Source organism: Prochlorococcus sp. MIT 0701, assembly GCF_000760295.1.
Classification (GTDB): Bacteria; Cyanobacteriota; Cyanobacteriia; order PCC-6307; family Cyanobiaceae; genus Prochlorococcus.
Map to the genome: position 1 here is coordinate 16869 of NZ_JNBA01000023.1, position 26757 is coordinate 43625.

The following is a 26757-nucleotide window of genomic DNA, read 5'->3' on the forward strand; positions in this document are numbered from 1 at the left end:
AGCCTGCCAATGGTCATGTCACTAACTGGTTTTCCAAGGCATAACGAACCAACTCAGTGCGACTTGACGTGCCCGTTTTGATGAACAAACGACTCACGTACTTCTCAACATTGCGAATTGATGTCTCCAACTGCCGAGCGATCTCCTTATTCATCAACCCCTCAGCCACCAATTGCAGAACACTCGCCTCCCGCGGCGTGAAATTGTGAAGCGCTACATCCTTGGATGAACTGCCATCACCATGGGCAAGCATGGTGCGAATCTCTGTGATCTGGCGGGCCATCTGACCCACATCAGTATCCGCGAAACGAGCTGCTTCCCGAAGAAGACGATCTTGCCGACGAACCACGTTGCGGACACGAGCCACCAACTCCTCAGGGTCAAAGGGTTTAGGGATGTAGTCATCCACCCCAGCCAGATAACCCTCGGTGCGATCGGCCGTCATCCCCTTAGCAGTGAGAAAAATCAAAGGAGTGCCACCCAAGCGCTCGTCCTCCCGCATCCGCTTAAGCAGTCCATAGCCATCACAACGCGGCATCATCACATCGCTGATGACCAAATCAGGCAGCATCTCTTGAGCCTTCTGCCAGCCATCGTCTCCATCGACGGCAGTGGTGACCTCAAATCCTTCATCCTCCAGATAAGCCTGCACAGCCGTGCGCAGTCCCGGTTCATCATCAACCAGTAGTAACCGCGGAGACGGGGCAGCCTCCACATTCTGGGGAAGGGTCTCACTCATGGGCCAACAGGATTGCAAGCCATAAAAATCTAGAAGCGATCGCCCCAACAGTCCTGAAGCGATAGGGACCTCAACGGACTGGTCCGACCAAGACTTCTTGGGATTCAACTAACACGGTTGAATAACCGAGTGATAGAGCCTTATCTTTCAGATTGGTTGGATCTGTGCCGCCCAGCTCTGGGACACAAGCCGCCCACCACACAAGATGGTCCTCCCGATTCGCTGGGGTCACAATCCCCCCTGGATTAAGACGACGCACATACACCGCTCTGCTATCTCGGGTGATCCGTAGAGGTTCTGCGGGGCTGCAGCTCACTGACTCAGTGTGAACGTTGAGGTCATATGACCACTCCTGCCAAAGTTTGAAGCGCCGCAGATCCTGATCAAACTTGTCCGTCTTGAGCGCATACATCCCCAAGAGATAGTCGCCACCAACATCAGGGCGCTTGATTAACACCACCAAATTGGCAGGCCGACTCTTCTTCATCTGCTCAATGACCTCCTGAGGCTCAATAGCCTCTGAAGGGCGGAAACACAACAAAAACAACGCTGTGAGGCTCAGACCGACGATCCTGAAAGAACGACGCATGCGCGACAGAGCAACGGAACTTTCCACCATGCTGCCAAGCCTTTCCAGTGGATTCCTAAAACAATCCCCCATTTGCTTGGATTATCAGGCAACCACACCCTGTGCTGCCGAGGTTGTAGAGGCCATGGCCGCCTACTGGAGTGAAGACTGGGGGAATGCCTCAAGCCGTCAACATCGCTCTGGGCTGAAGGCCGCAGCCGCAGTGAGCCTCGCTCGAGAGCAACTGGCCTCCCATCTGCGCGTCACACCGCAACGCGTGATCTTTACTAGCGGGGCCACAGAAGCCAATAACATTGCGCTACTCGGTCATGCCAGGGCAAGAGCAGAACAACGCGGTTCACCAGGCCACCTGATCACGCTGATTACTGAACACCATGCCGTACTCGATCCGCTGCGCCAACTGCAAAAGGAAGGTTTCCGACTAACGGAACTAGAACCACGGGCGGATGGTCTGCTGCGACCGGAGCAGCTGGCTGAGGCATTTGAAAACGACACGCTGCTCGTGAGCGTGATGGCCGCCAACAATGAAACGGGCGTCATCCAACCCCTAGCAAAGTTGGCAGAGCTATGCCGTGCGCGTGATGTGGTTCTGCATAGCGATGCCGCACAAGCCTTTGGTCACGTCCATCTCGATCCAGATGCTCTAGCGCTCGATCTAATCAGCATCAGCGGCCACAAGCTTTACGGCCCTAAAGGGATCGGTGCACTCGTCGTACGTCCTGAAGTGCCAATCAACCCCTTGCAGTGGGGTGGAGGCCAAGAGCAGGGCCTAAGGCCTGGGACACTCCCCGTGCCATTGATTGTGGGCCTCGCTAAAGCCGTAGAACTAGCAATGAAGGACATCACGAGCCGCCAAGACAAGCTCTGCACGCTGCGCAATCAACTCTGGGATGGTTTACGAGAACGCCTCCCCGATCTCATCCTCAATGGATCGCTAGAGCACAGGCTGCCTCACAATCTCAACATCACAATTCCAGGAGTGCGCGGCAGCAGCCTGCATCAACAATTGCGACCGCTGATTGCTTGCAGCAGCGGCTCTGCCTGCAGCCAAGGAGCCCCATCGCATGTGCTGATGGCCTTAGGTCGCACATCAGCTGAGGCGGAAGCCTCGCTTCGACTGAGCTTGGGTCGCAACACCTCAAGCGAAGACATCAGCCAGGCTGTGGAGTCGATTAGCAATGTCGTGACCGACCTAAGAGCTGGCTAGCAACAACTGCCTCACAATCGATGTCGCAGTTTCAAAAAATCCTGAGCAAAACTGTTACTGCGGCTAGTTTTTAACAACATCTGTGTATTAGACGGTGGCAACTACTCCAACCGGCTCCAGCCTTCAGGTGCTCAAAGCCGTCGAGGACGGCTGGAACGCCTTCTGTAAAGCTCCCTGGAGTTTTTTGCTTTTCCAAATCCTGGTGGGGGTGGTAACGCTCCCCTTCATCGGCCTTGCCGCGCTTGGCGGTACTCGCATCGCCGCTGTCAAAGAAGTTGCATGGTTACATCCAGTCCTGGGTTATCTACTGCTGGTCGTTGGCCTGATCGGTTACATCATCGTGGTGCTATGGGGAATTGTGGGACTAATCCGAGGCGCTTGGACTGCACTCGATGGTCAAAAGCCTGACTTCGCCGTCTTTACACGTTGGGATCAAACCTCCAGCTGGCGGCTACTGGGCTCATTGATCCTTTATATCGTCGTGATTGCTGTTGCCTCGGTGATTGCCTACCTGATAGGCCTGGGGCTAGGCCAGATCAATCAAGCCCTGATTGTGATTCCAAGCATTGCCCTAGCAATCTTTGCAATCTGGTTCCTGGTAACCCAACAGTTCCTCGTTCAAAACAGCCTGCTTGGCAGCCAGAACTCAGCCAATGCATTGAGTTCTGGTATCGATGTGATCAACCCTTCCTGGTGGATCGTGCTCTGGCTGCTGATCGTGGAGGCTGTGATCCATGCCATCGCCGCCACCTTCCACTATGGAGGCCTCTTCGTGATGGTTCCTGCCATGGTTTGCATCTCAACTGCTGCCTACCGTCAGTTATTCGGCAGCACAGACAACACTGGCCTGCTTAAGCCCAACTGAGCAGCAAAAAACCAGCGATGCCGAGTAGCGCCAAAACGAATTGGGCTACTCGGCTCACCAATAGGCCAGCAACCACTGCAAGCCCGACCAGCGCACCACGACGAGCTGCAAGCAACCATCCAAGTGCTAACGGAGGTTGACTAGCCGTCAACGTTTCCACCAAAGCAGCACCCAGCCAAGGTCCAAAGAGAGCCCCTAGCAATGGGCCTCCAAAAGGCAAAGCCGGCAACAGACCCACCAAGCCAAGCAGCAGCCCCAATCCAGCACCCAAAACTGCCCAGCGGCTTGCTCGTAAACGAGCAGAAGCAAGAGCTACCGCTAACAGATCAGCGATAAGGCCAAGTAGAAAAACAATGCAGGCCAAACCAAGGCTGAGCCAACCTGCACTCCAGCCCACATGCCAAACCCATAAACCAGCACCGAGCGGCAACCACAACAAACTCGGTAGCACCGGCAACAATGCTCCAGGGAGAGCTAACAGTTGCACTCCAAAAGCCCACCACCAGATTGGATCAGAGGGCATCGGCAGTCATCGCTTGAGGCAAGCGGCGAGCGAATCGACACTTTGCACTACGGCTTCGTGGATTGGCAGCGATCTCCATCTCGCTGGCCACCAAAGGCTTACGGGTTAGCCGCTCCAGGCGCTGATCACGCAAGAAAGCGGTCTTGACGCGACGGTCTTCAAGGGAATGAAAGCTGATCACTGCGAGCAAACCACCTGGTACTAACCAGTCAGGGGCCTTTTGCAAGAAGCGATCTAAGGCATCCAATTCATCATTCACAGCAATGCGCAGGGCCTGAAAAGTGCGGGTGGCTGGATGAATACGACCACGACGGGCCTTCGGCGGATAGCAACCAGCCACCGCATAAGCCAAAGCGGCGGTGCCGGCATAGGGTCCTTGCTCTGCCAGATCGTGCTTAATACGCCGGGCGATGCGACGGGACAAGCGCTCCTCGCCATAGGCATAGATGAGATCTGCCAGCTCGGTTTCTTCGAGACGCCCAATCAGCTCAGCCGCCGTTTCGCCCACCTGGGGGTTCATGCGCATGTCGAGCGGACCATCAAGGCGAAAGCTAAAACCCCTTTTCGCCACATCCAGTTGGGGACTGCTCACTCCCAAGTCAGCCATCACCACCACTGCCGGCTCGGCTGGGCTGAAATCAACAAAATTAGTCGCCACGATCGTGACGCGATCTCCAAATAGCGCCAGTCGCTCAGCCGCCGCCGCACGAGCCGTGGGGTCTTGGTCCAAACCGATCAGGCGGAGATCTGGATGACGTTCCAGCAACAGAGCACTGTGGCCGCCACCGCCAAGGGTGGCATCGATCATCAACCCGCCATCGAGCAGCTGTGCAGGCAAAGCAGCGACAGGCTGCGACACGGCATCTGCCAGTACAGACAGATGCTTGAAACCTGAATCCGAGTTAATGGACGAATCGGGCATGGGTTCCTTCCTAAGATCCCGCTAACGCTCTGCAACTCAAGGCCCCATGTCGCAGCTGGAAACGCGTACGGAGCCAATGGTCGTCAACTTCGGCCCCCATCATCCCTCGATGCATGGAGTGCTGAGGCTGGTGGTCACCCTCGACGGTGAAGACGTCGTGGACTGCGAACCGGTGATCGGTTATCTCCATCGGGGCATGGAAAAAATTGCCGAAAACCGCACGAGTGTGATGTTCGTGCCCTACGTGAGCCGCATGGACTATGCAGCCGGAATGTTCTACGAGGCAATCGTCGTGAACGCTCCGGAGCGCTTGGCCAACATCTCTGTGCCGAAGCGAGCCAGCTACATCCGCGTGGTGATGCTCGAGCTCAATCGCATTGCCAACCACCTGCTCTGGCTTGGCCCCTTCCTGGCTGATGTGGGTGCCCAAACACCCTTTTTCTATATCTTCCGAGAAAGAGAAATGATCTACGACCTGTGGGAAGCAGCCACAGGTCAACGATTGATCAACAACAACTATTTCCGCATCGGTGGCGTCGCCTGTGATTTGCCCTGGGGTTGGCTGGAGAAATGCCAAGACTTCTGCGACTGGTTTGGTCCCAAGATCGATGAGTACGAAAAACTAATCACCAACAACCCAATCTTCCGTCGCCGCATCGAAGGTTTGGGCGCCATTGGACGAGATGAGGCGATCAACTGGAGCCTTTCGGGGCCGATGCTACGGGCTTCAGGAGTGCCATGGGATCTACGCAAAGTGGATCACTACGAGTGCTATGACGACTTCGATTGGGATGTCGCCTGGGAGAAAGAAGGCGATTGCTATGCGCGCTATCGCGTTCGAATCGAAGAAATGCGCCAATCGCTGAAGATCTTGCGACAGGCCTGCGAGATGATCCCAGGAGGACCAACAGAAAACCTCGAAGCTCAGCGAATGGCCGAGGGTAAGAAGAGCCCCTTTACCGGATTTGACTATCAATACGTCGCCAAGAAAGTTGCACCCACCTTCAAGATCCCGAATGGTGAGCTTTACACCAGGCTTGAGTCAGGCAAGGGAGAAATCGGTGTTTTCCTACAAGGCAACAATGACGTCACACCGTGGCGTTTCAAAATCCGTGCTGCTGACCTCAATAACCTGCAAATCCTTCCCCATATCCTCAAGGGAGCGAAAGTCGCAGACATCATGGCGATCCTTGGCTCCATCGACGTGATCATGGGTTCTGTGGATCGCTAAGGCACAAGGCACTGAACCGTTTTCTGCGACGGCTGCAACGGGCTGGTTATCTACTGCCTGCAACACTCACTGGCTGCCTGTGGATCAAGGGTCTGCATCCATCGCTGCCAGGCTGGCCCTGCCCACTCAGAGCTCTCAGCGGCATTCCCTGCCCAACCTGCTTCCTTACTAGGGCCACGACTGAAGCACTACATGGAGATCTGAATAGCTCAGTGCAATGGCATGCTTTTGGGCCAGTAATGGCAGCAATGTTGATCGTCTGGTCGGTGCTGGCAATCCAGCAGCGCCGATTGATGCCCTTTGCCATCCACGCTTGGCAGTTGATCGTGGCAGCCGTTGCGTTGATCAGCTACTGGCTCGTGAGAATTGGCCTGAACTTTGGCCTAGGAATGCAAGGGTTCCCCGCGCATTGAGCGAACCAAACAGATAAAAAACAAGAATAGATTTGGACTGTTAGCGAGGCTTATGCAGCCTTCTACTGAAAGCAAAATACATCGTTTCTAGTTTCTAGTTTAATCTTGTCCAAATCAGCCAAGCTGCTATCACCAATCCATTGAGACCTAATGCCAAGCCAATCGTGATATACGCGAAGACATTACCTACTGCATTCTTCTCCCCGTTGAGGTTGACTCTCATGACTAGCCATTAGGGTTCAAGGTAAGTATATGATTTCGAGAGCCTGACAGTATTAACACCGCTTCATTCACAGCATTAATTCTGATAACTATACAAGGGCCACTTGCCCAATCCATTAAAGATGTTCTTCTTTGGCTTGGATGGCTTGTCTGCCTTTACTCAGTAGATCTGTTACATCATCAGCTCGGTGGTGGAAGTAATGGTCTTGTATGTATTTCATCCTGGCGTCAGTCTTCTCTCAAAAGACAGGAACGGGAACACTGACTCTAAGCCACATGCTTGATTAAACCAATAACATCGCCAGCCAGTTATTGTCCAGCAGGTCAATCGCTAGCGCATCCGCGAAAGCATCTACAACACTCAAACGATCACAGCAGCTACCAATAAAATCTGCCGCCAACACCCCATCACAATGATGATGGTGATCTTCGCCTTCGACCAGAATCCCAAACATGAATCCAGAAAACTGGTTATTGCTGCGCCGCGTCGTGCGTTTTGGCGATACTGATGCCGCCGGCGTGATGCATTTCCATCAGCTATTCCGCTGGTGTCATGAAGCATGGGAAGAAAGTCTTGAGCAATACGGCCTAACCACCGCAGAGATCTTTCCTGGCAGCCGCAACTCTGAGATCACACCAGTAGCCGCCTTACCGATCATCCACTGTCAAGCAGATTTTCGACGTCCGCTAAAAACCGGCGACGCCTTGGTTGTCGAGCTACGCCCAGAGCCACTCAATCCAAACAGCTTCCAAGTTCACTTCGAATTCAACTGCGGAGACCAGATCGCTGCCCACGCTCTCATCCGCCATCTAGCGATCAATGCCCAGACACGTCAGCGTTGTGCACTGCCAGAAGGCATTGATCGCTGGCTGGAGGCTTCCGGCCTGGGGAAGATTGGCTCAATCTGACCCACACCAACGCCCCCAACTGCAGCGGCAAAAAACTTGCCATCAATGCAAAAGGATGAAAGGCATCATGTGGCAAAGAAGCGAAGATACTACAACTCATCAGAGCGGATCCTGCAAGCACCAGCCGTGGCAATGTTCGCATCGAAGGAACAACCATCAGAACCACTCCTTGTCACCATCAAGATAAATCTCCTTAAATTCCTTCGGTGTTTGTGTTAAATAAATAATGCCCTCAATTAAACCTATAACCTGCATGACTGCATATGCAATCCCACATGTAATGGAACCACCCGCAAGCGAAACCACCAACATAATAATAGCCGGGTTATTCTTGCCTATGACGAATTTATGAATACCTAAAGCACCAAGAAAAATCCCTAGCAAACCCGCGGCTAATTTCTTATTACTGAGCTCAGTATCAGAAAGACTGGCCATAGTCAAAGCTCTGTACTTTCCGCTTCTAGCAACCGCAACCATTGCTGCCAATGGCCCCGTTGCCATTTTCCATTAGCCATCGGAGCAAGTATTGGACAAAGCCGCCAATGCATCGGCCGATCGGCAGGAGACCAATCGGCAGTGAGATGGCGTAGTTGCTTGATCAAACCCTCTCCATTTACCCCAGCAGCAGGACGCACAAGCGCAACCAAGCGTTGACCCCATTCCCTGTCTTCAACGGCAAGCAGCAACACAGCCTCCAGAGGCAAACCTTGTGCCGCCGCTTGTAAACGGACCTCCAACTGTTCAGGGAAAACAGTTTCACCACCAGAGTGAATCGCACCATCCAAACGGCCAGCGATGCTGAGTCGAAGCTGGTTGCTCTCAGTTGTCAAACAACCAGCATCTCCAGAGGTCCACCAGCCTTGCTGATCTCGAACATCCTCCAAGCCCTCACCTGACCAGCGCGCCAACGCCAACCGCTCTGTTCGAACTTGCAGCGCACCTGCTTGCGTCAACTGCAGCTCCACATCATCAAGCGGTGATCCACAGCCCGTCGCACCCGCCAGGAAATCCTCAGGAGCTAGCGCTGTCACCATCGCCGCCGTCTCAGTGGCTCCATAGCAGGGTGCCAAGCGCAACCCTTCGGCCCGTGCCGCTTTCATCAACGCTGACGAGAGCACTGCTCCACCAACCCAAATCACAGCACAAGCTTTCAATACACGCACACCAGCGGTGTGCGTCAACAAACGCTGCAGCTGTGTTGGCACCAAAGAAATCAAGACAGGCTGCTCTCCCCATCCCGGCAACGACCCACACAACTGCTCCAAAGCGTCTGGATCCCTCATCAAGCCAGGCTGTAGCCATGCATGCCCAACTCGCCAACAACGACTACGCCACCAAGGCATCAAGCCACTAACGTGATGCAACGGCAAAGGATTAAGCAACATGCATTGCTGCAGGTCGTAACCCTGCTGCTGGAGCCATTGACCTGTGGCCGAAGCTGATAAGTCGAGATGGCTGCAAGGCTGCAAACAGTGCTGCTGTCCGCCGGATGTGCCTCCACTGGCCACCACCACACCAGGACCATCAGGCAAAAGATCCCTAGGGATCAAACCCCGAGTACCACCCACGGGCGGCAGCAATTGCACCCAATCGCCTTTTCCCAAGGCCTGAGCTAGCTGCAAGGCCTTTTGCTCCGCCTGAGCGGGATTGCAACGCAGGGCAACCAACTCCCTCATGCCGCAGCCCAGACCACTTCAGGATCAGCACTAAATAAAAGTCCATCAGGGCACCAACCCGGGGCCAGGCCAGGAGCCACTGGTGTAGGGCCCTGATGCTGCAAAGCAGCGAGATGGTGGAGCCAACGCCGACCAATGCCGGTTTCAAAGGCCGTGCTCAACATCCGGTAGCCCACACCCTCCTGCAGCTCATGTAGCAGAGGTCTTGGATCACCGTCTAAGAGCGGACGCCGCACCTGCCAACCAGACCATGACTCTCGTAGTGATGGCTCAAGCAGAAGCGACTCATCAAGAGCCACGGGAGCCTGTTGAGCCAAAGCTCTTAACCCCTCAAGATCACTAGCAGGCAAAGGTTGTTCCAACCATTCCAGCCTCGGATCCTGCAGACATCGCTCCACCCACCAGCTGACCACACTGCGATCCCAACCGCCATTGCCATCAAGCCTGAAGCGCGCATGGCCTGGCAGCCGATCCAACAGTTGCAACAAGAGACGGCGCTCCAGTGCATCCGGAGCGACCGCTACCTTCCACTTCACAGTGAAGGGATCAGCTGCTGAGGCATCCATCTCAAGCATGGAATCCAACGCATTCAAAAGGGCCTCACCGGCCGGCAACAACACAGCCGAGGCAGGCGCCGCGAGCCAACCGCCTGTTGCCACAGACCCCACGAGGCCATCCAATTCCGCCAAAGCTGCACCCACGCCAAAAGCTAAGGGCGCAGGCCAAAACGCCATGCCATCCTCCAACTCCAAACGCGTTGGTGGCAAGCGAAGCTTGACCAAACAATCGCCGCAGGCCTTTAAACCAGCGGCATCCATCGGAGCTACCTCCCCCCAACCACAACGACCAGCGGAATCCTCCAATCTCAGCAACCAACCCTGCCGTTCTTCAACAACCCCCTGAGCCGTCTGCAACACCCGACTCAAACGAAATGAAAACGGTTTGCACTGAAACTTGAAAACCATCAACTCAAGCTGCGCTAGACATCGCAAAGCCAAAGCAAGGAGCTAGCGCTAGGCCCAAGCTCAACCCCAAGCCATTGAGCGCCTGAAAGCGCAATGCCAAAAACTTGCTACCACGAATCTTCTCTGGCTGATCATGGTGATGGCGAAGCAAACGGATCAGCGCTGCTCCTGCAGGCAATCCCAGGCCGCCAAGCAGAGCCGTCAGCGGCCAATCTCCCTGCAGCACAGGGATCCACTCCAGAACAAACACAAGCGAAAGCATCCAGGGCACCAGAGCCGCCGCACGAGCTGTGCCCAAGCGCACCACAGGCGATCGTTTGCCAAAAGCCGCATCTTCAGCGACTTGATGAAAATGAGAGCAGAAGAGCACCAAGGTTGTCGCTAAGGCCGGACCACTCCCCAGGGTGAACGCCGTTGTCCATGGAATAGCTGATCCATCAGCGTTGAGCGGTGCCAACGCCAACAAGGCAGCGGCAGTAGCGAAAGGGCCAAAAGCCAACCAACACAAAGGCTCACCAAGGCCTATGTAGCCCCAGCGAAAGGGCGGCCCCTGGTAGAGGTAACCCAAACCACAACTCACCAGCACCAAAAAGAGCACAGCAGAACTACTGCGCAAAGCCAACACCAACATCAACAACAAACCCAGCACGAGCGCTAAGTGGGCAAATCGGCGCACAGGCCTCCGCTGACCCAGCAGCGCAACCACCGAATGCAACTTGGTGAAGCTGTCCACGCCGGTATCTGCATCAAAGAGGTCGTTGCTGAGGTTTTCCCAAAGCAAAAGCAGCACAGCCGCAACCAAAAAGCCAAGCAGTTGGTCAAGACGCACTGCTTCGCCGGCCCCAACCCGCCAACCTGCCGCCAGCAACGCCGGCATCACTGCCACGGAGTACATCGGCCACTTGATCGCGGCTTTCCAAAGAGCTCGCCTTGTGGAGGCCTTGGCGTAAAGGGATGCAACATCCTGCTGGTCTGGCATGGGAAAGAAGCCTGGAAACCAGGGAAAGGCCCATACATTTGAGCAGCACCCGCGCTCAACTCCCATCCCGGATGACAGCTGACCGTAGTTTCAGCAACCTTTTAACTGCCGCATCCCGGGGCTGGTGCGAACGCAAGGGCGATGAAGGTGTCCTCAGCCTGGCCCTGCCTCTCGACGAGGTGGATCCGCTGTACCACCTGCCCTTACTAGCCGATGAGCATCCCTTCCAGTTTCTCTGGGATAGTGCACCCGGCCTTTGCTTTGCAGCAGCAGGTCAGTGCCAAAGCCTTGATCTTGCAGGCCCCAGACGCTTTGAGGTGGCCCAACGATTCAGCGATACAACCCTGGCACGCCTCACAGACGCGACGCCCAACGCCCCTGCTCAGGCCCGACCAAAAATCCTGCTGGCCTTTTCCTTTTTCGACCATCCCGCAGAACGACAACGCAGCCAGATCCGCACCAGTGCAGTGCAGGCGGTACTGCCACGCTGGCAACTCAGCCGCCAGGGTCGACACGGTTGGCTGCGTCTCAATGGCGTGATCACCCAGCAAGCAGAAGCACGGGACCTGGCAGAACAACTTTGGCTGATGGCGGAAAACCTGCTCGACCCCAATCACAATTCAAAAGATTGCTGGCCCAGCAGCGTCCGCGGCACCACAGAACTCCAGCCCTGGCAGGAGTGTTACAGACCAGCTCTCAAACGGGGACTGGATTTAGTCAGCAGCGGTGAGCTCAACAAATTGGTGCTGGCTGTGCGCCAATCCATTCAGCTCCAAACACCCTTAAACCCGCTGCCAGTACTGGTCAAGCTACGCCAACAGCAATCAGGTAGCTGCCGCTTCTTATGGCGAAGAACCCACGAGGATGCCTTTTTTGGGGCTTCGCCTGAACGGCTACTGAGCCTGCAAGGTCATCAGCTACGCACCGACGCTCTGGCCGGCACTGCTGATCGCAATGACGATGGACAAGAACTGCTCCGCTCGGAAAAGGACCGCCGCGAGCATGAACTTGTCGTTGCCTCAATTACCAGTCAGCTGTGCAATCAAGGGCTGACACCACGGCGACCACGAAACCCCCAACTCGCTCGTCATGGCCAACTGGTGCATCTGCATACACCGATTACAGCCAATGCCATTGGTCAAACATCCCTCAATTTGGCCAAAATTCTGCACCCAACGCCGGCGGTAGCGGGTCTGCCTTGCCGGGAGGCGATGGCCTGGCTGCGCACATTGGAACCTTTTGAACGTGGCAGCTATGCGGCGCCGATTGGCTGGATCGACAGCCAAGGCGACACGGAACTGCGCGTGGCCATCCGTTGTGGCCACGCACGCGGGACAGTGCTTGATCTCACCGCCGGAGCTGGTTTGGTCCGAGGGTCTGTGGTCGAACGGGAATTACAAGAAGTTGGCATGAAGCTGTCTGTACTGGCCGACCAACTCGACCTGCGTACCAAGGATCAACCAAGACTGAGCAGCAAACGCGCAATCACTTGATCAGCGAGGGGAACCCCCTTGAGGCGCTCCACCTCACGAATGCCAGTGGGACTGGTGACATTGATCTCACTCAGCAGGCCATCAATCACATCAATTCCCACAAAAAACAAACCCTGTTCTCTCAAAACGGGTGCCAATTCTGCACAGATCTGCAATTCACGACTGTCTAGCTCTGTGGGTTCAGGGCGTCCACCCATGGCAAGGTTGCTGCGAAAATCTCCAGCCTTAGGACGTCGGTTCACTGCACCAAGAGGCTCTCCATCCACCAACAGGATGCGCTTGTCTCCTTCAATCACAGCCGGCAAAAACCGCTGAGCCATCACCGGTAGCTGCTCCTGATCCGTGACCAACTCCAGTAAGGCCTCAAGTCCGGGAGCGGCACCAGCGACTCGCACCAGCCCCTGACCAGCTCGACCCCCTAAAGGTTTGAGCACCACCTCTCCTTGCTCACGGGCAAAGACCGCAAGCTCACTGACCCGACTGGCCACAAGCGTGGGAGCCATCAGGCTGTTGAAACGCAGCGCACCGAGCTTTTCATTCCAGGCCCGCAACGCTGCTGGCCGATTAATCACCAACACACCAGTCCGCTCGGCCAGCTCGAGCAAATGGGTGGCATAGAGATAGGCCTCATCGACCGGAGGATCCTTACGCATCCAGATGCAGGCGAAGTCAGTCAGAGGAAGGCTCTGCGGCTCACCGGTGCTAATCCAAGGCTCAGGCACCACAGGGATGGCAATCACATAGAGCTGATCTCCGCGAGCCTGAAGATCAGCGGGTGTACAAGCCCAAACCTCAATCGATGCCCGTTGGGCCGCCTGCATCAAAGCAGCTGTGGAATCCTTGGCGGGTTGAATGCACTGCAAGGGGTCCAAAACGAACAGGTGTCGCATGGCGTCAGACCTTGCCTTGGAGCAAACCATCAAGTTTTTGAGCCCCCTCAAGGGCATGCAACTCATCACAGCCACCAATACTCAGATCATCGATAAAGATCTGGGGCAACGTGTTACTACCCCCAGCCCGGCTCGCCATCGCTGCGCGAGCTTCCTGGTCGCCATCGATGGCGTGCTCCTGGTAACTCACCCCTTTGCGATCCAAGAGAGCCTTGGCACGCAGGCAGAATGGGCATGACTGCCAGGTATAGATCTCAACCTTGGCCATGGCACTGTGATCACGTCACTGAGATCCTATTCAGGCTGGACCCGCTGATAGCGTCAGATCGCTGGACTCAAGCACCAACGTTGCTGGACCTCACCGACTTCAAACGCGATCTTTCTGAGCTCACCGACCGCCTGGGCCAAGCCCAGGACTGTCTTTGACGTCCCTGCTCTAAACGCTCGCCAACAAGATCTTGAGCAACTCGCTGCTCAACCAGATTTCTGGGACGACCAGCAAAACGCCCAGAAGCAGATGCGTCAGCTGGACGAAGTCAAAGCCCAGCTGGTGCAAATCACGCTCTGGCGTAGTGCCGTCAATGATGCCCAGGCAACCTTAGAGCTCTACGACCTCGAGCCAGACGACGAGATACTGAGCGAAGCCCAATCGGGGCTTCAACAGCTGCGCCAAGGCCTTGATCGCTGGGAGCTCGAACGACTACTGAGCGGCGAGTACGACAAGGAAGGAGCCGTGCTCTCAATTAACGCTGGGGCTGGTGGCACAGATGCTCAAGACTGGGCTCAGATGCTGCTCAGGATGTACACCCGCTGGGCAGAGGATCACGACATGAGAGTGACCGTGGACGAGCTTTCCGAAGGGGAAGAGGCAGGAATTAAAAGCGCCACGGTAGAGATTGAAGGCCGCTATGCCTACGGCTACCTGCGTAATGAAAAGGGCACCCACCGCTTGGTGAGAATCTCTCCTTTCAACGCCAATGGCAAGCGCCAAACAAGCTTTGCAGGCGTGGAGATCATGCCAAAAATCGATAAGGAAGTAGAGCTCGATATCCCCGAGAAAGATCTAGAAGTAACCACTAGCCGCTCCGGGGGCGCCGGTGGCCAAAACGTCAATAAGGTGGAGACAGCCGTACGCATTTTGCATATCCCAACAGGATTAGCCGTGCGCTGTACGCAAGAGCGCTCACAACTACAAAACAAAGAGAAGGCGTTGGCTCTCCTGAAAGCCAAACTGATGGTGATCGCCCAGGAGCAGCGTGCTGCCGAGATCGCTGACATCCGCGGCGATATCGTTGAAGCTGCCTGGGGCAATCAGATCCGCAACTATGTCTTCCATCCCTACCAAATGGTGAAAGACCTGCGCACAGCAGAAGAAACCACAGACGTGCAAGCGGTGATGAATGGTGATTTAGACCGATTCATTCAGACCCTGCTGCGTCAGGGTGTCGATCGTCCAGGCAGTGATATGGATAGCTAAATCAGACATGCAATGACGACAGATCCAAGCTCCAAGGAGCCTCCATCACAAGCAACACCACCGCCAAGTTTCGTGAAACTAGCGATGCGCAACATGGTGCGCAAAGGTGGACAAAGCCTCTGGCACTTCGGCCTCACCGCCTTTGGCGTTGTGGGGTTCATCCTGATGATCGCCTGGCTAGGCAGGCCAACACTTCCCCATTGATGCGCGAATGAGCGCAAATCAATCCTCTCCGATCAACCTCGACCTCGATCTGGCCTTTCATCCCGCCAACGATGATGCCTTGACGAGCTTGGTTGATGCAGACACAAAGCGCCGCCTCACCAATGCAAGTCCCTGGCAGCAAGACCTCAAAGCCTGGATTGAAAGCGTCCGTCGTGACCCAACCCTGACCTGTCCTGAGATTGTGCGCCTCAGCCCGATGCTCAGCCTGGGACTTCAACTCACGGATGACGCCACCATGACCGAACTGAATCACTCTTGGCGCCAACGATCTGAAACGACTGACGTCCTCTCCTTCCCAGCAGTGGATAACAGCCTCGTCCTACCAACAGACACTTGCGTCGAACTGGGCGACATTGTCGTCTCAGTGCAAACAGCACAACGCCAAGCCAAACAACACAGCCATGAACTTGGCCTAGAACTCCGCTGGCTGGTAAGCCATGGCCTCCTGCATCTACTGGGCTGGGACCACCCAACAGATCAGAGCCTGAAAACGATGCTGAGCTACCAGGAGCAACTTCTCAGCATCAACGGTAAGGTTCATCACCACTAGTGATGCAATCCAAGAGATCACTACATGCTCCCTCAGACCAACAATTTGTTGTCCGAAGAGATCACCCCACTATCCAGCCAAGGGCATCAAGCTGCCCGGCGGGGCGCCTGGCGAATTGCCGCAGACCTACCAACCAGTTTTCGCTACGCAGCCCAAGGTCTGGCCTATGGCATCGTCAGTCAGCGCAACTTCCGCATCCATGTCGTGATCGGCGCCGTCGTTTTCGGTCTGGGGCTCTGGCTGCAACTGAATCTCAACGATCTAGCCGTATTGGTTCTCACGGTGGCGGCAGTGTTGGTTCTGGAGTTGCTCAATACATCCATCGAAGCTGTGGTGGACCTAGCAATCGGTCGCCGCTTTCACCCCCTTGCCCGCATCGCCAAAGACACTGCTGCTGCTGCTGTCATGGTTGCCGCCATTAGCTCTCTACTGATTGCCCTGCTGCTGCTGCTACCTCCTCTACTGATCCGCCTAGGGCTCTGACGCCCTGCAGCCCCATGCTCCTGATTATCGACAACTACGACAGCTTCACCTTCAACCTGGTGCAGTATTTAGGGGAACTGGCCGCAAAGCATCCTGTAGCTGCTGATCTACGGGTTGAGCGCAACGATGCTCTCTGCCTAAGCCAAATCAGGGAGCTACACCCCGCCGCCATCCTGCTCTCACCTGGTCCGGGCAATCCTGATCAATCCGGAGTTTGCATGGAGGTGCTTACCGAGCTGGCTCCCACAATCCCCACCCTCGGGGTGTGCTTGGGGCATCAAGCCCTAGCTCAAGCCTACGGAGGCAAGGTGGTGCAAGCTGATGAACTGATGCATGGCAAAACCTCGCCTGTGCTGCACAACGGCGAAGGGCTGTTTAAAGGCTTACCCCTACCACTCACTGCTACCAGATATCACAGCCTGATTGCAGAGCGAGAGAGCCTGCCGGACTGCCTAGAAGTCACAGCATGGCTTGAAAACGGCACGATCATGGGCTTGCGACATCGAGCCCACCAACATCTTCAAGGTGTGCAGTTTCATCCAGAAAGTGTGTTGACTGAAGCAGGCCACCAACTGCTCAGCAACTTTTTAAGGCTGGCTGAACCAATCGAAAAGCACTGCTAACTTCCTGAGCCTGACGGCTTTTACTGATGCCCGCACGATTCAAAGCCCTGAGGTCCCTCAGCCTGTCCGCTTTTTCCGCGATAGGCCTAGTTCTCACCACCGCCCTCTCTGCCGTGGCGAACGGAGTCACCATCACCAGTTATGGCCATAGCTCCCTCATGATCCGAGGTGGTGGGCAATCGGTGTTGCTCAACCCATTCAAGGCCGTGGGCTGCGCTGCAGGCCTTGGTGAACCCCGCGTTAATGCCACGGTGATCCTTGCCAGTTCAGAGCTGGCCGACGAAGGCGCCAGAGGAGTCGCAAGCGGCAAGTTTCTTGTCGAGCCGGGCTCCTATCGCATCGGCGGACTCAACCTGGAAGGATTTGCAGCTCCTCACGACCGTCTTGGTGGTCGCCGCTTTGGCCAAGCCACACTCTGGCGCTGGAAGCAAGGGGGACTGCAGTTTGCCCACCTCGGCGGTAGCGCCGCACCGCTTTCAGGCGAAGACAAGGTGCTGCTTGGACGCCCCGATGTCTTGATCATTGGCGTTGGCGGTGGAGCCAAGGTCTATGACGGCAAAGAAGCAGCGCAAACGGTGCAGGAGCTCAATCCCCGACGGGTCATTCCAGTTCAATACGTGCGCGGCGAGGCGCCCAGCAACTGCGACCAAGGTGATATTCAACCCTTCCTTGATGCCATGGGGAGTACACCTGTGCAGCAAGTGGGCACCAGCTTCAGCTTGCCTGCAGGGCTAAGCGATGGTCCGGTAATCGATCTGATGCGCTGAGGAATCAGCAAAACTAACTCAATAGTCTCGGGGCTGAAAAGAGCCTTGGGACTAAGCATGCATTGAGGCCCGCCACGAGCGGGGTTTTTTAATGGCTTTGGTGTCTGCACTTAAGTCTCTTACTGAGATCTGTGCGGTTCACCAGAAGCTCACCAGAACCTCTTGGGGTCTACACCAGAGCTATGAAGTGGGGATCACCAGAAAGGCTGTGATCTTGAAGGAGTCGAGGGGGCAACACCCCCAATACAACTCACACACTTATCCCCTTTAAAACAATGACTACTTTCAACACTGACTACAACAACACTGAACTACTTGATCAAGAGCTGACGATTGAACAGCTTGAATGCGTGGCAGGTGGCGTAGAATTTTTAAGCTATAGAGAGCTGGTTTTAAAAGATATTAAGAAGCAGCAACAGCGTAGAGTTGATATTTTGGTTAGTAGAATGTGACTTTTACGTGTAAATGTTCGCAATATGAGTGGTTATAGGGAAGTTGTCTCGTGTAACTAGTCTGCTTGCATCAAAGCCCCTGCAACCGCAGGGCTTTTTTATTGCTTCAATAGCCTGACTAATCCCATAAATCAGCCTCCGATACCTGGCACTAATTAATACTCAGCCCCGCCACAAGCGGGGTTTTTTCATGGCTTTGGTGTCTGCACTTCAGCCTCATACAAGGATCTGAGCGGTTCACCAGAAGCTCACCAGAACTTCGAGGGGTCTACACCAGAGCTATGTAGTGGGGTTCACCAGAAGGGCTGTGATCTTGAAGGAGTCGAGGGGGCAACACCCCCACACATCACTCACTCAACTCACTTAAAACCATGTCTGATCTCAACACTGATTACAACAACACTGAACTGCTCGATCAAGAGCTGACTACTGCAGAACTATCACAAGTATCTGGTGGTACAAGTATTGCCTGTGAGACACCCGTTTATCAGCCTGCCACGGGCGATCAACTAGAGACTGTTGGTGCCAACGAAACATGTCGGCAGGTGAGTGATCCCAGAACAGGCATTAGCCGCATGGTTTGCGAGCAATACATTGGTTAATGATTCCGTAAGCGTCCATATAGAGCCCCGCCCATAGCGGGGTGTTTTATTGCCTCATCACTGATGTGAGCAACATCACAGCACTGCTTGATGCCGGTCATCACCTGTGCCATTGATTCGGGAGATGGTGTGTTCATCGGGGGGGAAACACCTCCGCGTCTAACTCACACAACACACAAAAACATGGCTCAATCAACTGCACTCATCAACGAGATCACAGATCAAGAACTCGATCTAGCCACACTTACCGCGATCAGCGGTGGCGGCAAACAAGCCAAGAAAAAAGTTGGTAAGTGGATCGAAAAAACCTTTGGAAATGGCGACGGAGAGCACACTTTTGGCGACTATGCCGATGAAGCCATCAAAATCATCACGATCATTGCGGGGAGTGCTGGCGTTCACCAAGAACCTGGAACTGAAGATCCTGGCCCAGGTGTTTTGCACTAAAGCAATCGTGCCAAGCAAAGCCCCGCCACAAGCGGGGTTTTTTATTGGCTGTGGAGTTTCACTTCCAGGCTTTGACTGGGATCTGAGCAGTTCACCAGAAGCTCACCAGAACTATTCCGGTGCTTCACCAGAGCTATGCAGTAGGGCTCACCAGAAAGGCTGTGATCTTGAAGGAGTCGAGGGGGCAACACCCCCAAACCCAAAATCACTCCTTTAAAACAATTACTGCTTTCAACACTGACTACAACAACACTGAACTGCTCGATCAAAAGCTAAACTTCGATGAACTGCAAGAAGTTAATGGGGGCGTATTACAAATTTTTTGGTTACTTCAAATTCCAGGAATTATTGCAGACACTCAAAACATAGAGAACCAAAGATATGTCGACAAGAGAACCCATGGAAATACAGCACCCCCAGGCTGGGAGACCCTAGTTACTGACCCCTTGGATTCATGAATACAGAACCCCCAGGCTGGGAAAATTGAGTTGGCAATTGACAGAACCAGTGGTACTCCATCGAACCCCGACTAGAGCGGGGTTCGATGGAGTTGAATAAAACGAGATCGCTAAAATAAGGGTGTCAGCTAGGGACATTGCAGCCCGCATTATGACTCCAAAAGAAATTCAATTCTGCATCAGGCATGTGTTGCCGCTTGTCATGGTCGGGACTAAACAGACACGATCGCTGCAAAGTTCTCCCAGAACTGCTGCATTTGCTCAATGCTGCCGATGCTGACCCGCAAGGATCCATCAATCAGAGGTTTGCCAGTCATCAGTCGAACCAAGATGCCCCGCTTGCGCAAGGCTGCTTCCACCACTGCTGGTTGCTGCTGCGGCCAGATCAACAGGTAATTCCCTCCATCGAGGTGGTAACGCAAACCAGAGGCTTCAAGCCGAGCGCGAATCCAATCACGCGCCTTCAACACATCAGCCACGTAGGCATCCACATAGGCCTGATCATTAAGAGCCGCGAAAGCTGCTGTTACCGCAAAACTATTGATGTCATAAGGCCCAGTCACACGACTGATGCGCTCCACGACATCAGCAGAGCCGATCGCAAACCCCATGCGAAGACCCGCCAAACCTGCGGTTTTGGCTAACGAACGCAACACCAACAGATTCGGGGTAACACTGAAATCTGCTTGCGGCAAAACGCTATCGCCCGTGAACGCCTCATAAAGCTCATCGACTACCACCAACGTTTCAGGCGCAGCCATAGCAAGTTGCTGAATCTGTTCTGGTGCCAAACGAGTGCCTGTGGGATTGTTGGGATTGCAGAGCAACAACAGCCTTGGCTTCTGCTCCAGCACACGCTTACGAATCGCCTCAAGCGGAAAGCAAAAGTCGCTGCCTTCATAGGGAATAGCCAGAATCTCCATCCCCTGCATCTGGGCGCAGGGCGTGTAGTAGCCAAAGGTAGGGCTCGTGGTCAGCAGGCGATCACCACGATCGCCATAGGCATGAAAAATGGCGTGAATCGCAGCATCAACGCCGTTAAATAAGCCAATCTGACTAGGGCTAAGTGGTTGGGTCAGCCCTGGTCGGCCCTGATCACGATTGCTCAAATTGGCCACCACCGCTTTTTGCAACCCGTCGTACTCCGGATAAACGGCGATCTGATCAGCAGGAATCGCTCGCAACGCCTCGACCACACGCGGGCTAGGCCCGATCGTATTTTCATTGAAATCAAGCCGTAGCAATCCACGCCGACCCTCAAGTGGAGCGCTATAGGCCTTCAGACACTCCACTTCCAACCGAGGAGCGGGGGCACCAGAACTCATTCGTGAAGGTGAAGACCCCATCACATCCGCTCCAGCGTGGGAATACCCAACAACGACAGCCCTAGTTTTAGGGTATCTGCCGTGAGCCGGCAGAGCGCTAGGCGACAGCTACGAGATGGTGGCTCAGCTTTCAACACCGGCACCTGATCGTAAAAGCGATTAAACACCTGGCTGAGCTCAAACAGATAAGTGCAGAGACGATTGGATAACAACTCCTCCTCAACTTCGGCAATCACTGCATCAAACTTGAGTAACTCCCGCACTAAAGCCCATTCCTGAGTTTCACTGAACTGAAGCTCAGCCGTAGTGGCATCAAGATCACCCCCCTTGCGCGCAATACCGGCGATACGAACAACTGCATAAAGCAGATAGGGAGCTGTATTGCCCTGCAGAGCAAGCATGCGATCAAAACTGAACTGGTAGTTGGTGATTCGGTTCTGGCTGAGATCGGCATACTTCACTGCTGCCAGCCCCACCGTGGTAGCCACATGCTCAATAAAGGATTCATCTTCATCCCGGCCCTCTTCCTGCAAACGTCTACGCAGATCTGCCTCTGCACGCTCCACGGCTTCATCAAGCAGATCACGCAAACGCACGGTGTCACCAGCACGTGTTTTGAGCTTCTTGCCATCTTCCCCCTGCACCAAGCCAAAAGGCACGTGCTGGAGACGACCAGCATCAGGGATCCAACCTGCGCGCTGAGCAACCTGAAAGACGCCAGCGAAATGATTAGCCTGGCCAGCATCGGTCACGTAAATCACACGCCGAGCGCCATCACCTTGGGGAGGAGCAGCAAAGCGATAGCGAATGGCTGCCAGATCGGTGGTGGCGTAATTGAAGCCACCATCACTCTTCTGAACAATCACAGGCAGAGGTTTGCCGTCCTTACCCGTAACACCCTCAAGAAAAACACACTGAGCGCCGTCATCGCTAACGAGCAAACCGGAGACATTTAGATCCTCAACGACGCTCTCGAGATAGGGGTTATAAAACGATTCGCCGCGTTCACAGAGACGAACATCGAGTCGATCGTAGATCTTCTGAAATTCACGACGCGACTGATCACATAGCAAACTCCAAGCCTTCAAGGAAAGAGGATCACCCCCTTGCAATTTCACCACCTCCTCACGGGAGGTGGTCTGAAAAGCCTCGTCGTCATCAAAGCGTTGCTTCGCCTGGCGATAAAACACCACAAGATCGCCAAGATCAACAGCATCAGCTGTTTCAAGAGCCTCTGGTGCCACTTGCTTCAAGTGGGTAATCAACATCCCAAACTGCGTACCCCAATCGCCTACATGGTTAAGACGCAGCACGGGGTGTCCACGAAACTCCAACACTCGAGCCAGGGAATCGCCAATGATCGTGGAACGCAAGTGCCCCACATGCATCTCCTTCGCGATGTTGGGGCTGGAGAAATCCACCACCACTAGAGCTGGTTCCTGTCCATCGCCATCAGCCTCCACCAGCGGCACGCCAAGACGGGCATCAGCAAGCCTTGCCTGCACTTCAGCAGCCAAGCATTCGGGACGGAGGGTGAGATTAATGAAGCCTGGCCCAGCAATTTCTGGCTTCAAGCAAATGGCATTGAATGCCGTATCGACCATCAGCTGATCGACAATCGCTGCAGCAATTTGACGCGGAGGCTGCTTCAGCGGCTTGGCAAGGGGTAAAGCCGCATTGGCCTGAAAGTCACCAAATTCAGGCTTGCTGGCTGGGGCCAATTGTGGATCCAATCCAGCGCCACTCACACGTGCGGAGGCTGCGGCTTCAGGGAAGGCACGGTCGATCGCCGCACGCAGTTGACTCTCCAGAGCGTGGGCAAGGCTGAGCATGAACTCCGAAGCGAAATGGGCCTGCAATCAACATGATCATCACTGACCACGATGCCGGCAGCCAGCCAGCCTGCTTCAGCACGTTCTGAAGCGATCACCATCAACAATGCGCGCTGCTCTGTTGAACGGTGAAAGAGCAGCAGGCAAAGATTGTCTGGCTATACCTGAGAGTTTCTTTCTCTGTCTAAGTTCTTGCGGAATAAGCGGTTCAATAAAAGCTGAATAAGCAGAGCCAATGCACTAATCATTTCGTTCTCGTGATCAGCTATTGGTTGTTCCCTTGCTGATGATTCTGGTCAGACCCCATAGCCCATGGCTCGGATGACCTACTGCCTACAACTGGGTACTACGCATGGTTCGAGCGCAACGCTTACTGCCATCTGGCTGCAGTTTTCAGATCACGTTGCGCTGCAATAGCCGGCAGTTCTTAATTGCCAAAGCCCTTAGGCGTGATCTGTTGTTGGCGGTACTTAAAAAGGCCCAGCAAAAGTTTGCGGTGAAGGTTTATGGGCTCTGCCTGATGGCTAACCACCTTCACTTGCTCGTTAAGCCAGAAGAAGCCAAGGAGCTGCCCAGGTTGATGCACTGGTTCGCGTGGTATTCCGCCATGGCTCTAAACCGTTTGAGCGGGCGTTGCGGGCACTTCTGGGAGGCCAGGTATTTCTCAACGCCGATCCACCCCAAAGATCACAGGCGACTGTTGAACACGCTCAGATATATCCATGCCAATCCCAAAGCTGCAGGTGCACGAAAAGGATTATTTAACCACTATAGCAATTTTGGCCACTACAACAGGTTGCAATCAGAGACATGACGGTGTCGCATTTTACGAGATAGTGATGTCAGAACTGTTATCTTCGACTTAATTGATTGCAAAAAATCATCACATTGATCCCCTCTTTCTCGAACTTCACTGAGATCCCCCAGATCAGTTGATTTAAATAAGTTTTTTACAGACCCGGATAACCCCAAGCTCCCTCTAGTGCCGCTCGCATGCCCGCACCCCGCATATGCGAATCGGGGTCGGCCGACCATGGCTGACCATTCCCCCCATCGAACCCACCACTTCTCGGACGATTATTACCTTTGCTTCCACCAGAAACCATTTCTAGTTCCTCGTCAGTGAGTTCTCTATTTTGATAAGCGACGACATCTTCTACATTAATTTCAAACCCAGCAGCTTTAGCAACCTCTACAATCGCAATAGGATCATCTCCTTTCCCTTCTAGTTGTTCCTGCAGGGAAGGATCTATTTGAACCTTGTCGAGGAATGACTTTGTTCTCCTCCTTCTTTTCACATCCTCTACATTGATTTCAAACCCTGCACTTTTTGCAATTGCTACAATCGCTTCGGGAGCAGCTCCTGTTCCTCCTTCTGATTTTAGCTGTTCCTGCAGGGAAGGTTCTATTTGAACCTTTTTAATAAATGCCTGAGTTTGCTCTTGTGACATTTGGAATTAGAAAATAAAAAATAATTAATTTACTTGATACCATAGCGAAGCATGTGACTGAATTCTGCTATGTTTAACATTTAAACATACAATGCCATGAGTAGGAAAGCCAGCGAGGCTTGATTGGAGCAAATTAGCAGCTTGATGTTTGAAAAATCTCTTAGGCTCACTTGTTTCACTCCAAACCAAATCAACCAATTCATAAAATGCAAAGTCTCAATTCTATAATGAGGTTTTTTCTATGCATAAAGGCATGAACGGTATCACCACCACAAAGCCAAATGAGGTTTTTGACTTTACTTTTGTATTTCCAGATATAAATGCAGAATATGCGTCGAAGTTCGATAGTTTTTGGGCAGAACATGAGAAATATTTCCTCGAGGAAATGAACAGCTATGGTACTGCTATCAATTATGAAAGCCTAAGCACAATTTCAACTGAACAGAGTAAACGCGATTCTAGTTTAATGCCTGCGGCCTTAGCTCTTAGCCGCTCTGGCGAAATCATTGGCGTAGCTTTTGTAAAACTAGTAAAAATGGATGTATCACTACTTTTTGGAAGCCACGCATATCATCAGACAATGTATATCCGAAAGGAAAAAAGAAAGGCTCAGTTCTTTCGCCTAGCATATCCATTATATAAAGCATTTTTCAATGGATTTACATCCGAAAGCTGCCCAAGGGATTCTCGTGCACGTTATTTAATAGCTGAAAACATCAATCCAAGCATGCGCAAGCCAAGCATGAGATACGCGAAAAGCTTGGGATTTCGTCTACTTGGCAAGCACTCATTGGGTTCAGAAACTTGGATCCTTCCTCTTCTGCCCCCTGGATGCAAACAAAAGGGTTGAATCAACTACCAAAAGCAGATTTCACTGCGCAGTTGGTTGGAACACTAAATCACAGGGGAAACAAGGGGAAAGGATAGTTTCAGGAATCACGGCTCAAACTCCTGACAAATGATTGATTAGCAGCTAAATCTTACAAGCATCAGTGACTGCCACCCGACCTTTTTAAAGCTATCGGCATCCCTGGATGGATCTGCCAAGCGCTATGAGCGTTTCTGCCAGGGTTATCGCCATCACAGTAAAAGGGCTCCGAGGAGGCACTGGGGTAGTCGCATGCTCAAACGACTAGTTAGTAGTGCAAAAACTAGAAGCAAGAAGAAGAGGGTTTCTCCAGGTCAACAACGATTGCCATGGGATTGGGATGTTCGCCTCAACCAAATCCCAGACGAGTGGTATCAAGTTGCGGTGCGATTTAGAAAAGCCAATGGAATCAGAGATGGTGATTCACGTCTGTTGCTGTGGTGATTAAGTTGAGGGTATAAGTAGTTTTAGGGCAAAAGGGTTTAAAGGCAAATTTGTGATGAATACGAAAAACTATTGCTAGTTGTTGCCTGCCAAAGAAGACATCAAGGCAACTTTCTGCAAGTCAATAGTGCCAGGTATCGGATGTCGTTTTAAGCGAATATGGAAGTGGTTAAAGAAATAAAAAGCCCCTGCATTATCAGGGGCTTTGCGTGTGTTTTAGGCTGGTGCGGTCACCTGAGGTTGTAGACCTTCTCGGCCTGTGGCCGCCAGCTCCACAGTCCCAACTGGTCTCAGCTTTCCGCGTCGCACACACAGTACTTCTGATATTCAGCTGTAGTCACCGGTAGTAAATGTACATTTTCGCTTGTGGGATAGTTCCAGCTTCTCTGTCCTTCATGCTTGGGCAATCTAGGTAAGTACAGCCTCCAGATACTTCTGATAGTTCAGCTGTAGTCAGCTCTTGATCAAGTAATTCAGTGTTGTTGTAGTCAGTGTTGAAAGTAGTCATTGTTTTAAAGGTGATAAGTGTGTGAGTTGTGTTGGGTTGTTTTCCCTCGACTCCTACAAGATCTCAGCCTTTCTGGTGAAAACTCCTATTTCTTTCTGGTGTAGACCGGAGCAGTTATTGGTGAAAAGCTGGTGACAGGCTCAGATCAACCTTCTCGTCAAAATTTTGCCCCTACCTGGAGCTGGGATTGGGATCTTCGGCTCAACCAAATTCCTGAGGAGTGGCATCAAGTTGCGGTGAGATTTAGAAAAACACATGAGATCAGAGATGGTGATATGAGGTCCGCTTCTGATGGGTTGGTTAGTTGATAATTTAAAAGAATTTAAGGAGCTAATGGTTGTATCCTATTTTTTAGTCTCAAATAAATATCAACAGCTTTACTCTGATCTAGTGCATACGTATTTGAGCAAATAAAGTCAAGAAGGAGTCAGCTATTGGATGGCTTTAGGCATTTAAAAGCCCCGCACAATGGCGGGGCTCGGGGTTCACCAACAACTCAACTCAAAAGAGGAAGCCTGTTTTGAGAAAGGAGTTAAAGGTTAAAGCTGATCACAGACCTAGATCGCATCGGCCTAAAGAGCTACATCATCGGGACTTGCCGAAGGCACGCTCTAAAAGTTCA

The 26757-nt window shown here is 53.3% G+C and carries 34 protein-coding genes and 2 pseudogenes; 19 read left to right on the top strand and 17 right to left on the bottom strand.

Going from position 1 to position 26757, the window contains the following annotated elements:
• Positions 1-13: 13 nt before the first annotated feature.
• Positions 14-739, bottom strand: coding sequence for a response regulator transcription factor (locus EV12_RS05350; protein ID WP_036912975.1), 726 nt, complete (start codon positions 737-739; stop codon positions 14-16).
• 70 nt (positions 740-809) lie between these two features.
• On the bottom strand, positions 810-1328 hold the full coding sequence (locus EV12_RS05355) for a hypothetical protein (RefSeq protein ID WP_241466466.1): 519 nt from the start codon (positions 1326-1328) through the stop codon (positions 810-812).
• Here EV12_RS05355 and EV12_RS05360 point away from each other — a divergent pair.
• The gene (locus EV12_RS05360) at positions 1327-2535 is read left to right on the top strand and encodes a cysteine desulfurase family protein (RefSeq protein WP_241466467.1); all 1209 of its coding nucleotides are present in this window, start codon (positions 1327-1329) and stop codon (positions 2533-2535) included. The genes EV12_RS05355 and EV12_RS05360 overlap by 2 nt on opposite strands.
• Positions 2536-2629: 94 nt before the next feature.
• Complete coding sequence (locus tag EV12_RS05365) at positions 2630-3400, top strand: hypothetical protein (protein ID WP_036912981.1); 771 nt, start codon at positions 2630-2632, stop codon at positions 3398-3400.
• On the opposite strand, the gene EV12_RS05370 is transcribed toward EV12_RS05365, so the two are convergent.
• Both EV12_RS05370 and rsmH read right to left on the bottom strand, forming a co-directional pair.
• Positions 3387-3923: a DUF456 domain-containing protein gene (locus tag EV12_RS05370; protein ID WP_011827295.1), complete on the bottom strand. Its 537-nt coding sequence runs from the start codon at positions 3921-3923 to the stop codon at positions 3387-3389. The two genes, EV12_RS05365 and EV12_RS05370, sit on opposite strands and share 14 nt — an antisense overlap.
• Positions 3913-4845, bottom strand: a complete 933-nt coding sequence (rsmH, locus tag EV12_RS05375; protein WP_036912984.1) for a 16S rRNA (cytosine(1402)-N(4))-methyltransferase RsmH — start codon at positions 4843-4845, stop codon at positions 3913-3915. The genes EV12_RS05370 and rsmH overlap by 11 nt, the downstream gene beginning before the upstream one ends.
• Positions 4846-4891: 46 nt before the next feature.
• Between rsmH and EV12_RS05380 the strand changes: the two genes are divergently transcribed.
• From EV12_RS05380 to EV12_RS14600, 3 genes and pseudogenes are all read left to right on the top strand, one after another.
• Complete coding sequence (locus EV12_RS05380; protein ID WP_036912987.1) at positions 4892-6076, top strand: NAD(P)H-quinone oxidoreductase subunit H; 1185 nt, start codon at positions 4892-4894, stop codon at positions 6074-6076.
• A 143-nt stretch (positions 6077-6219) separates the two neighbouring features.
• Positions 6220-6279, top strand: a pseudogene (locus EV12_RS14595) (DUF2752 domain-containing protein); the annotation flags it as partial.
• 14 nt (positions 6280-6293) lie between these two features.
• Positions 6294-6506, top strand: a complete 213-nt coding sequence (locus EV12_RS14600) for a hypothetical protein (protein ID WP_036912990.1) — start codon at positions 6294-6296, stop codon at positions 6504-6506.
• Positions 6507-6995: 489 nt separating this feature from the next.
• Here the strand turns inward: EV12_RS14600 and EV12_RS14105 are convergent, their stop codons facing one another.
• Positions 6996-7166: a hypothetical protein gene (locus EV12_RS14105; protein ID WP_193742158.1), complete on the bottom strand. Its 171-nt coding sequence runs from the start codon at positions 7164-7166 to the stop codon at positions 6996-6998.
• On the opposite strand from EV12_RS14105, the gene EV12_RS05390 reads away from it, so the two are divergent.
• Positions 7165-7620, top strand: coding sequence for an acyl-CoA thioesterase (locus tag EV12_RS05390; protein ID WP_036912993.1), 456 nt, complete (start codon positions 7165-7167; stop codon positions 7618-7620). The genes EV12_RS14105 and EV12_RS05390 overlap by 2 nt on opposite strands.
• A gap of 156 nt (positions 7621-7776) precedes the next feature.
• Here EV12_RS05390 and EV12_RS05395 read toward each other — a convergent pair whose 3' ends face one another.
• The 4 genes from EV12_RS05395 to menA are packed head-to-tail and all read right to left on the bottom strand — an operon-like array spanning position 7777 to position 11240.
• On the bottom strand, positions 7777-8055 hold the full coding sequence (locus EV12_RS05395; protein WP_036912996.1) for a TM2 domain-containing protein: 279 nt from the start codon (positions 8053-8055) through the stop codon (positions 7777-7779).
• Positions 8056-8057: 2 nt separating this feature from the next.
• Positions 8058-9296 (bottom strand): AMP-binding protein, encoded by a 1239-nt coding sequence (locus tag EV12_RS05400; protein WP_036912998.1) that lies wholly within the window; start codon positions 9294-9296, stop codon positions 8058-8060.
• Positions 9293-10261 (bottom strand): o-succinylbenzoate synthase, encoded by a 969-nt coding sequence (locus EV12_RS05405; RefSeq protein ID WP_036913001.1) that lies wholly within the window; start codon positions 10259-10261, stop codon positions 9293-9295. The genes EV12_RS05400 and EV12_RS05405 overlap by 4 nt, the downstream gene beginning before the upstream one ends.
• 4 nt (positions 10262-10265) lie before the next feature.
• Complete coding sequence (menA, locus tag EV12_RS05410; RefSeq protein WP_036913055.1) at positions 10266-11240, bottom strand: 2-carboxy-1,4-naphthoquinone phytyltransferase; 975 nt, start codon at positions 11238-11240, stop codon at positions 10266-10268.
• A gap of 71 nt (positions 11241-11311) precedes the next feature.
• Between menA and EV12_RS05415 the strand changes: the two genes are divergently transcribed.
• The gene (locus EV12_RS05415; protein ID WP_036913003.1) at positions 11312-12733 is read left to right on the top strand and encodes an isochorismate synthase; all 1422 of its coding nucleotides are present in this window, start codon (positions 11312-11314) and stop codon (positions 12731-12733) included.
• On the opposite strand, the gene gshB is transcribed toward EV12_RS05415, so the two are convergent.
• On the bottom strand, positions 12697-13623 hold the full coding sequence (gshB, locus tag EV12_RS05420) for a glutathione synthase (RefSeq protein ID WP_193742159.1): 927 nt from the start codon (positions 13621-13623) through the stop codon (positions 12697-12699). The two genes, EV12_RS05415 and gshB, sit on opposite strands and share 37 nt — an antisense overlap.
• Before the next feature lie 4 nt (positions 13624-13627).
• The gene (gene grxC / locus EV12_RS05425) at positions 13628-13891 is read right to left on the bottom strand and encodes a glutaredoxin 3 (protein ID WP_036913008.1); all 264 of its coding nucleotides are present in this window, start codon (positions 13889-13891) and stop codon (positions 13628-13630) included.
• An 80-nt stretch (positions 13892-13971) separates the two neighbouring features.
• Between grxC and prfB the strand changes: the two genes are divergently transcribed.
• The 8 genes from prfB (at position 13972) to EV12_RS05460 (ending at position 18802) form a co-directional block, all read left to right on the top strand.
• Positions 13972-15100 (top strand): peptide chain release factor 2 gene (prfB, locus tag EV12_RS05430; RefSeq protein ID WP_152562288.1). Its coding sequence is split into 2 segments (ribosomal slippage): positions 13972-14046 and positions 14048-15100, totalling 1128 coding nucleotides; the frame shifts between segments, so codons are not numbered across the junction.
• A gap of 12 nt (positions 15101-15112) precedes the next feature.
• Positions 15113-15304: a DUF3285 domain-containing protein gene (locus EV12_RS05435; RefSeq protein WP_011131429.1), complete on the top strand. Its 192-nt coding sequence runs from the start codon at positions 15113-15115 to the stop codon at positions 15302-15304.
• Positions 15305-15311: 7 nt separating this feature from the next.
• A complete protein-coding gene (gene ybeY, locus EV12_RS05440; protein ID WP_036913014.1) occupies positions 15312-15875 on the top strand; it encodes an rRNA maturation RNase YbeY in 564 nt (187 codons plus the stop codon).
• A 24-nt stretch (positions 15876-15899) separates the two neighbouring features.
• The gene (locus EV12_RS05445; RefSeq protein ID WP_011827314.1) at positions 15900-16358 is read left to right on the top strand and encodes a diacylglycerol kinase family protein; all 459 of its coding nucleotides are present in this window, start codon (positions 15900-15902) and stop codon (positions 16356-16358) included.
• A 14-nt stretch (positions 16359-16372) separates the two neighbouring features.
• Positions 16373-16981, top strand: coding sequence for an anthranilate synthase component II (locus EV12_RS05450; RefSeq protein WP_036913016.1), 609 nt, complete (start codon positions 16373-16375; stop codon positions 16979-16981).
• A gap of 26 nt (positions 16982-17007) precedes the next feature.
• A complete protein-coding gene (locus EV12_RS05455) occupies positions 17008-17748 on the top strand; it encodes an MBL fold metallo-hydrolase (RefSeq protein WP_036913018.1) in 741 nt (246 codons plus the stop codon).
• A 275-nt stretch (positions 17749-18023) separates the two neighbouring features.
• On the top strand, positions 18024-18200 hold the full coding sequence (locus EV12_RS14110) for a hypothetical protein (protein WP_193742160.1): 177 nt from the start codon (positions 18024-18026) through the stop codon (positions 18198-18200).
• A 371-nt stretch (positions 18201-18571) separates the two neighbouring features.
• The gene (locus EV12_RS05460; protein WP_036913020.1) at positions 18572-18802 is read left to right on the top strand and encodes a hypothetical protein; all 231 of its coding nucleotides are present in this window, start codon (positions 18572-18574) and stop codon (positions 18800-18802) included.
• On the opposite strand, the gene EV12_RS14115 is transcribed toward EV12_RS05460, so the two are convergent.
• Positions 18799-18939: a hypothetical protein gene (locus EV12_RS14115; protein WP_193742161.1), complete on the bottom strand. Its 141-nt coding sequence runs from the start codon at positions 18937-18939 to the stop codon at positions 18799-18801. The two genes, EV12_RS05460 and EV12_RS14115, sit on opposite strands and share 4 nt — an antisense overlap.
• Before the next feature lie 46 nt (positions 18940-18985).
• On the opposite strand from EV12_RS14115, the gene EV12_RS05465 reads away from it, so the two are divergent.
• Positions 18986-19249, top strand: coding sequence for a hypothetical protein (locus EV12_RS05465; RefSeq protein ID WP_152563009.1), 264 nt, complete (start codon positions 18986-18988; stop codon positions 19247-19249).
• A gap of 41 nt (positions 19250-19290) precedes the next feature.
• Here the strand turns inward: EV12_RS05465 and EV12_RS14120 are convergent, their stop codons facing one another.
• The 3 genes from EV12_RS14120 to argS form a co-directional block, all read right to left on the bottom strand.
• Complete coding sequence (locus EV12_RS14120; protein WP_152563008.1) at positions 19291-19518, bottom strand: hypothetical protein; 228 nt, start codon at positions 19516-19518, stop codon at positions 19291-19293.
• Between the two features lie 401 nt (positions 19519-19919).
• On the bottom strand, positions 19920-21053 hold the full coding sequence (locus tag EV12_RS05475; protein WP_052039436.1) for a pyridoxal phosphate-dependent aminotransferase: 1134 nt from the start codon (positions 21051-21053) through the stop codon (positions 19920-19922).
• On the bottom strand, positions 21053-22864 hold the full coding sequence (argS, locus tag EV12_RS05480; RefSeq protein WP_036913030.1) for an arginine--tRNA ligase: 1812 nt from the start codon (positions 22862-22864) through the stop codon (positions 21053-21055). The genes EV12_RS05475 and argS overlap by 1 nt, the downstream gene beginning before the upstream one ends.
• 352 nt (positions 22865-23216) lie before the next feature.
• On the opposite strand from argS, the pseudogene EV12_RS05485 reads away from it, so the two are divergent.
• Positions 23217-23672: pseudogene (locus tag EV12_RS05485) on the top strand (transposase); the annotation flags it as partial.
• Between the two features lie 142 nt (positions 23673-23814).
• On the opposite strand, the gene EV12_RS14895 reads toward EV12_RS05485, so the two are convergent.
• Positions 23815-24315, bottom strand: coding sequence for a Nif11-like leader peptide family RiPP precursor (locus EV12_RS14895; protein WP_072014285.1), 501 nt, complete (start codon positions 24313-24315; stop codon positions 23815-23817).
• Between the two features lie 253 nt (positions 24316-24568).
• Between EV12_RS14895 and EV12_RS05500 the strand changes: the two genes are divergently transcribed.
• Together EV12_RS05500 and EV12_RS14615 are read left to right on the top strand one after the other, a co-directional pair.
• Positions 24569-25165 (top strand): hypothetical protein, encoded by a 597-nt coding sequence (locus EV12_RS05500; protein ID WP_072014287.1) that lies wholly within the window; start codon positions 24569-24571, stop codon positions 25163-25165.
• A 270-nt stretch (positions 25166-25435) separates the two neighbouring features.
• Positions 25436-25627 (top strand): hypothetical protein, encoded by a 192-nt coding sequence (locus EV12_RS14615; protein ID WP_241466468.1) that lies wholly within the window; start codon positions 25436-25438, stop codon positions 25625-25627.
• A 337-nt stretch (positions 25628-25964) separates the two neighbouring features.
• Here EV12_RS14615 and EV12_RS14125 read toward each other — a convergent pair whose 3' ends face one another.
• Positions 25965-26135: a hypothetical protein gene (locus EV12_RS14125; protein WP_193742162.1), complete on the bottom strand. Its 171-nt coding sequence runs from the start codon at positions 26133-26135 to the stop codon at positions 25965-25967.
• Between the last annotated feature and the right edge of the window lie 622 nt (positions 26136-26757).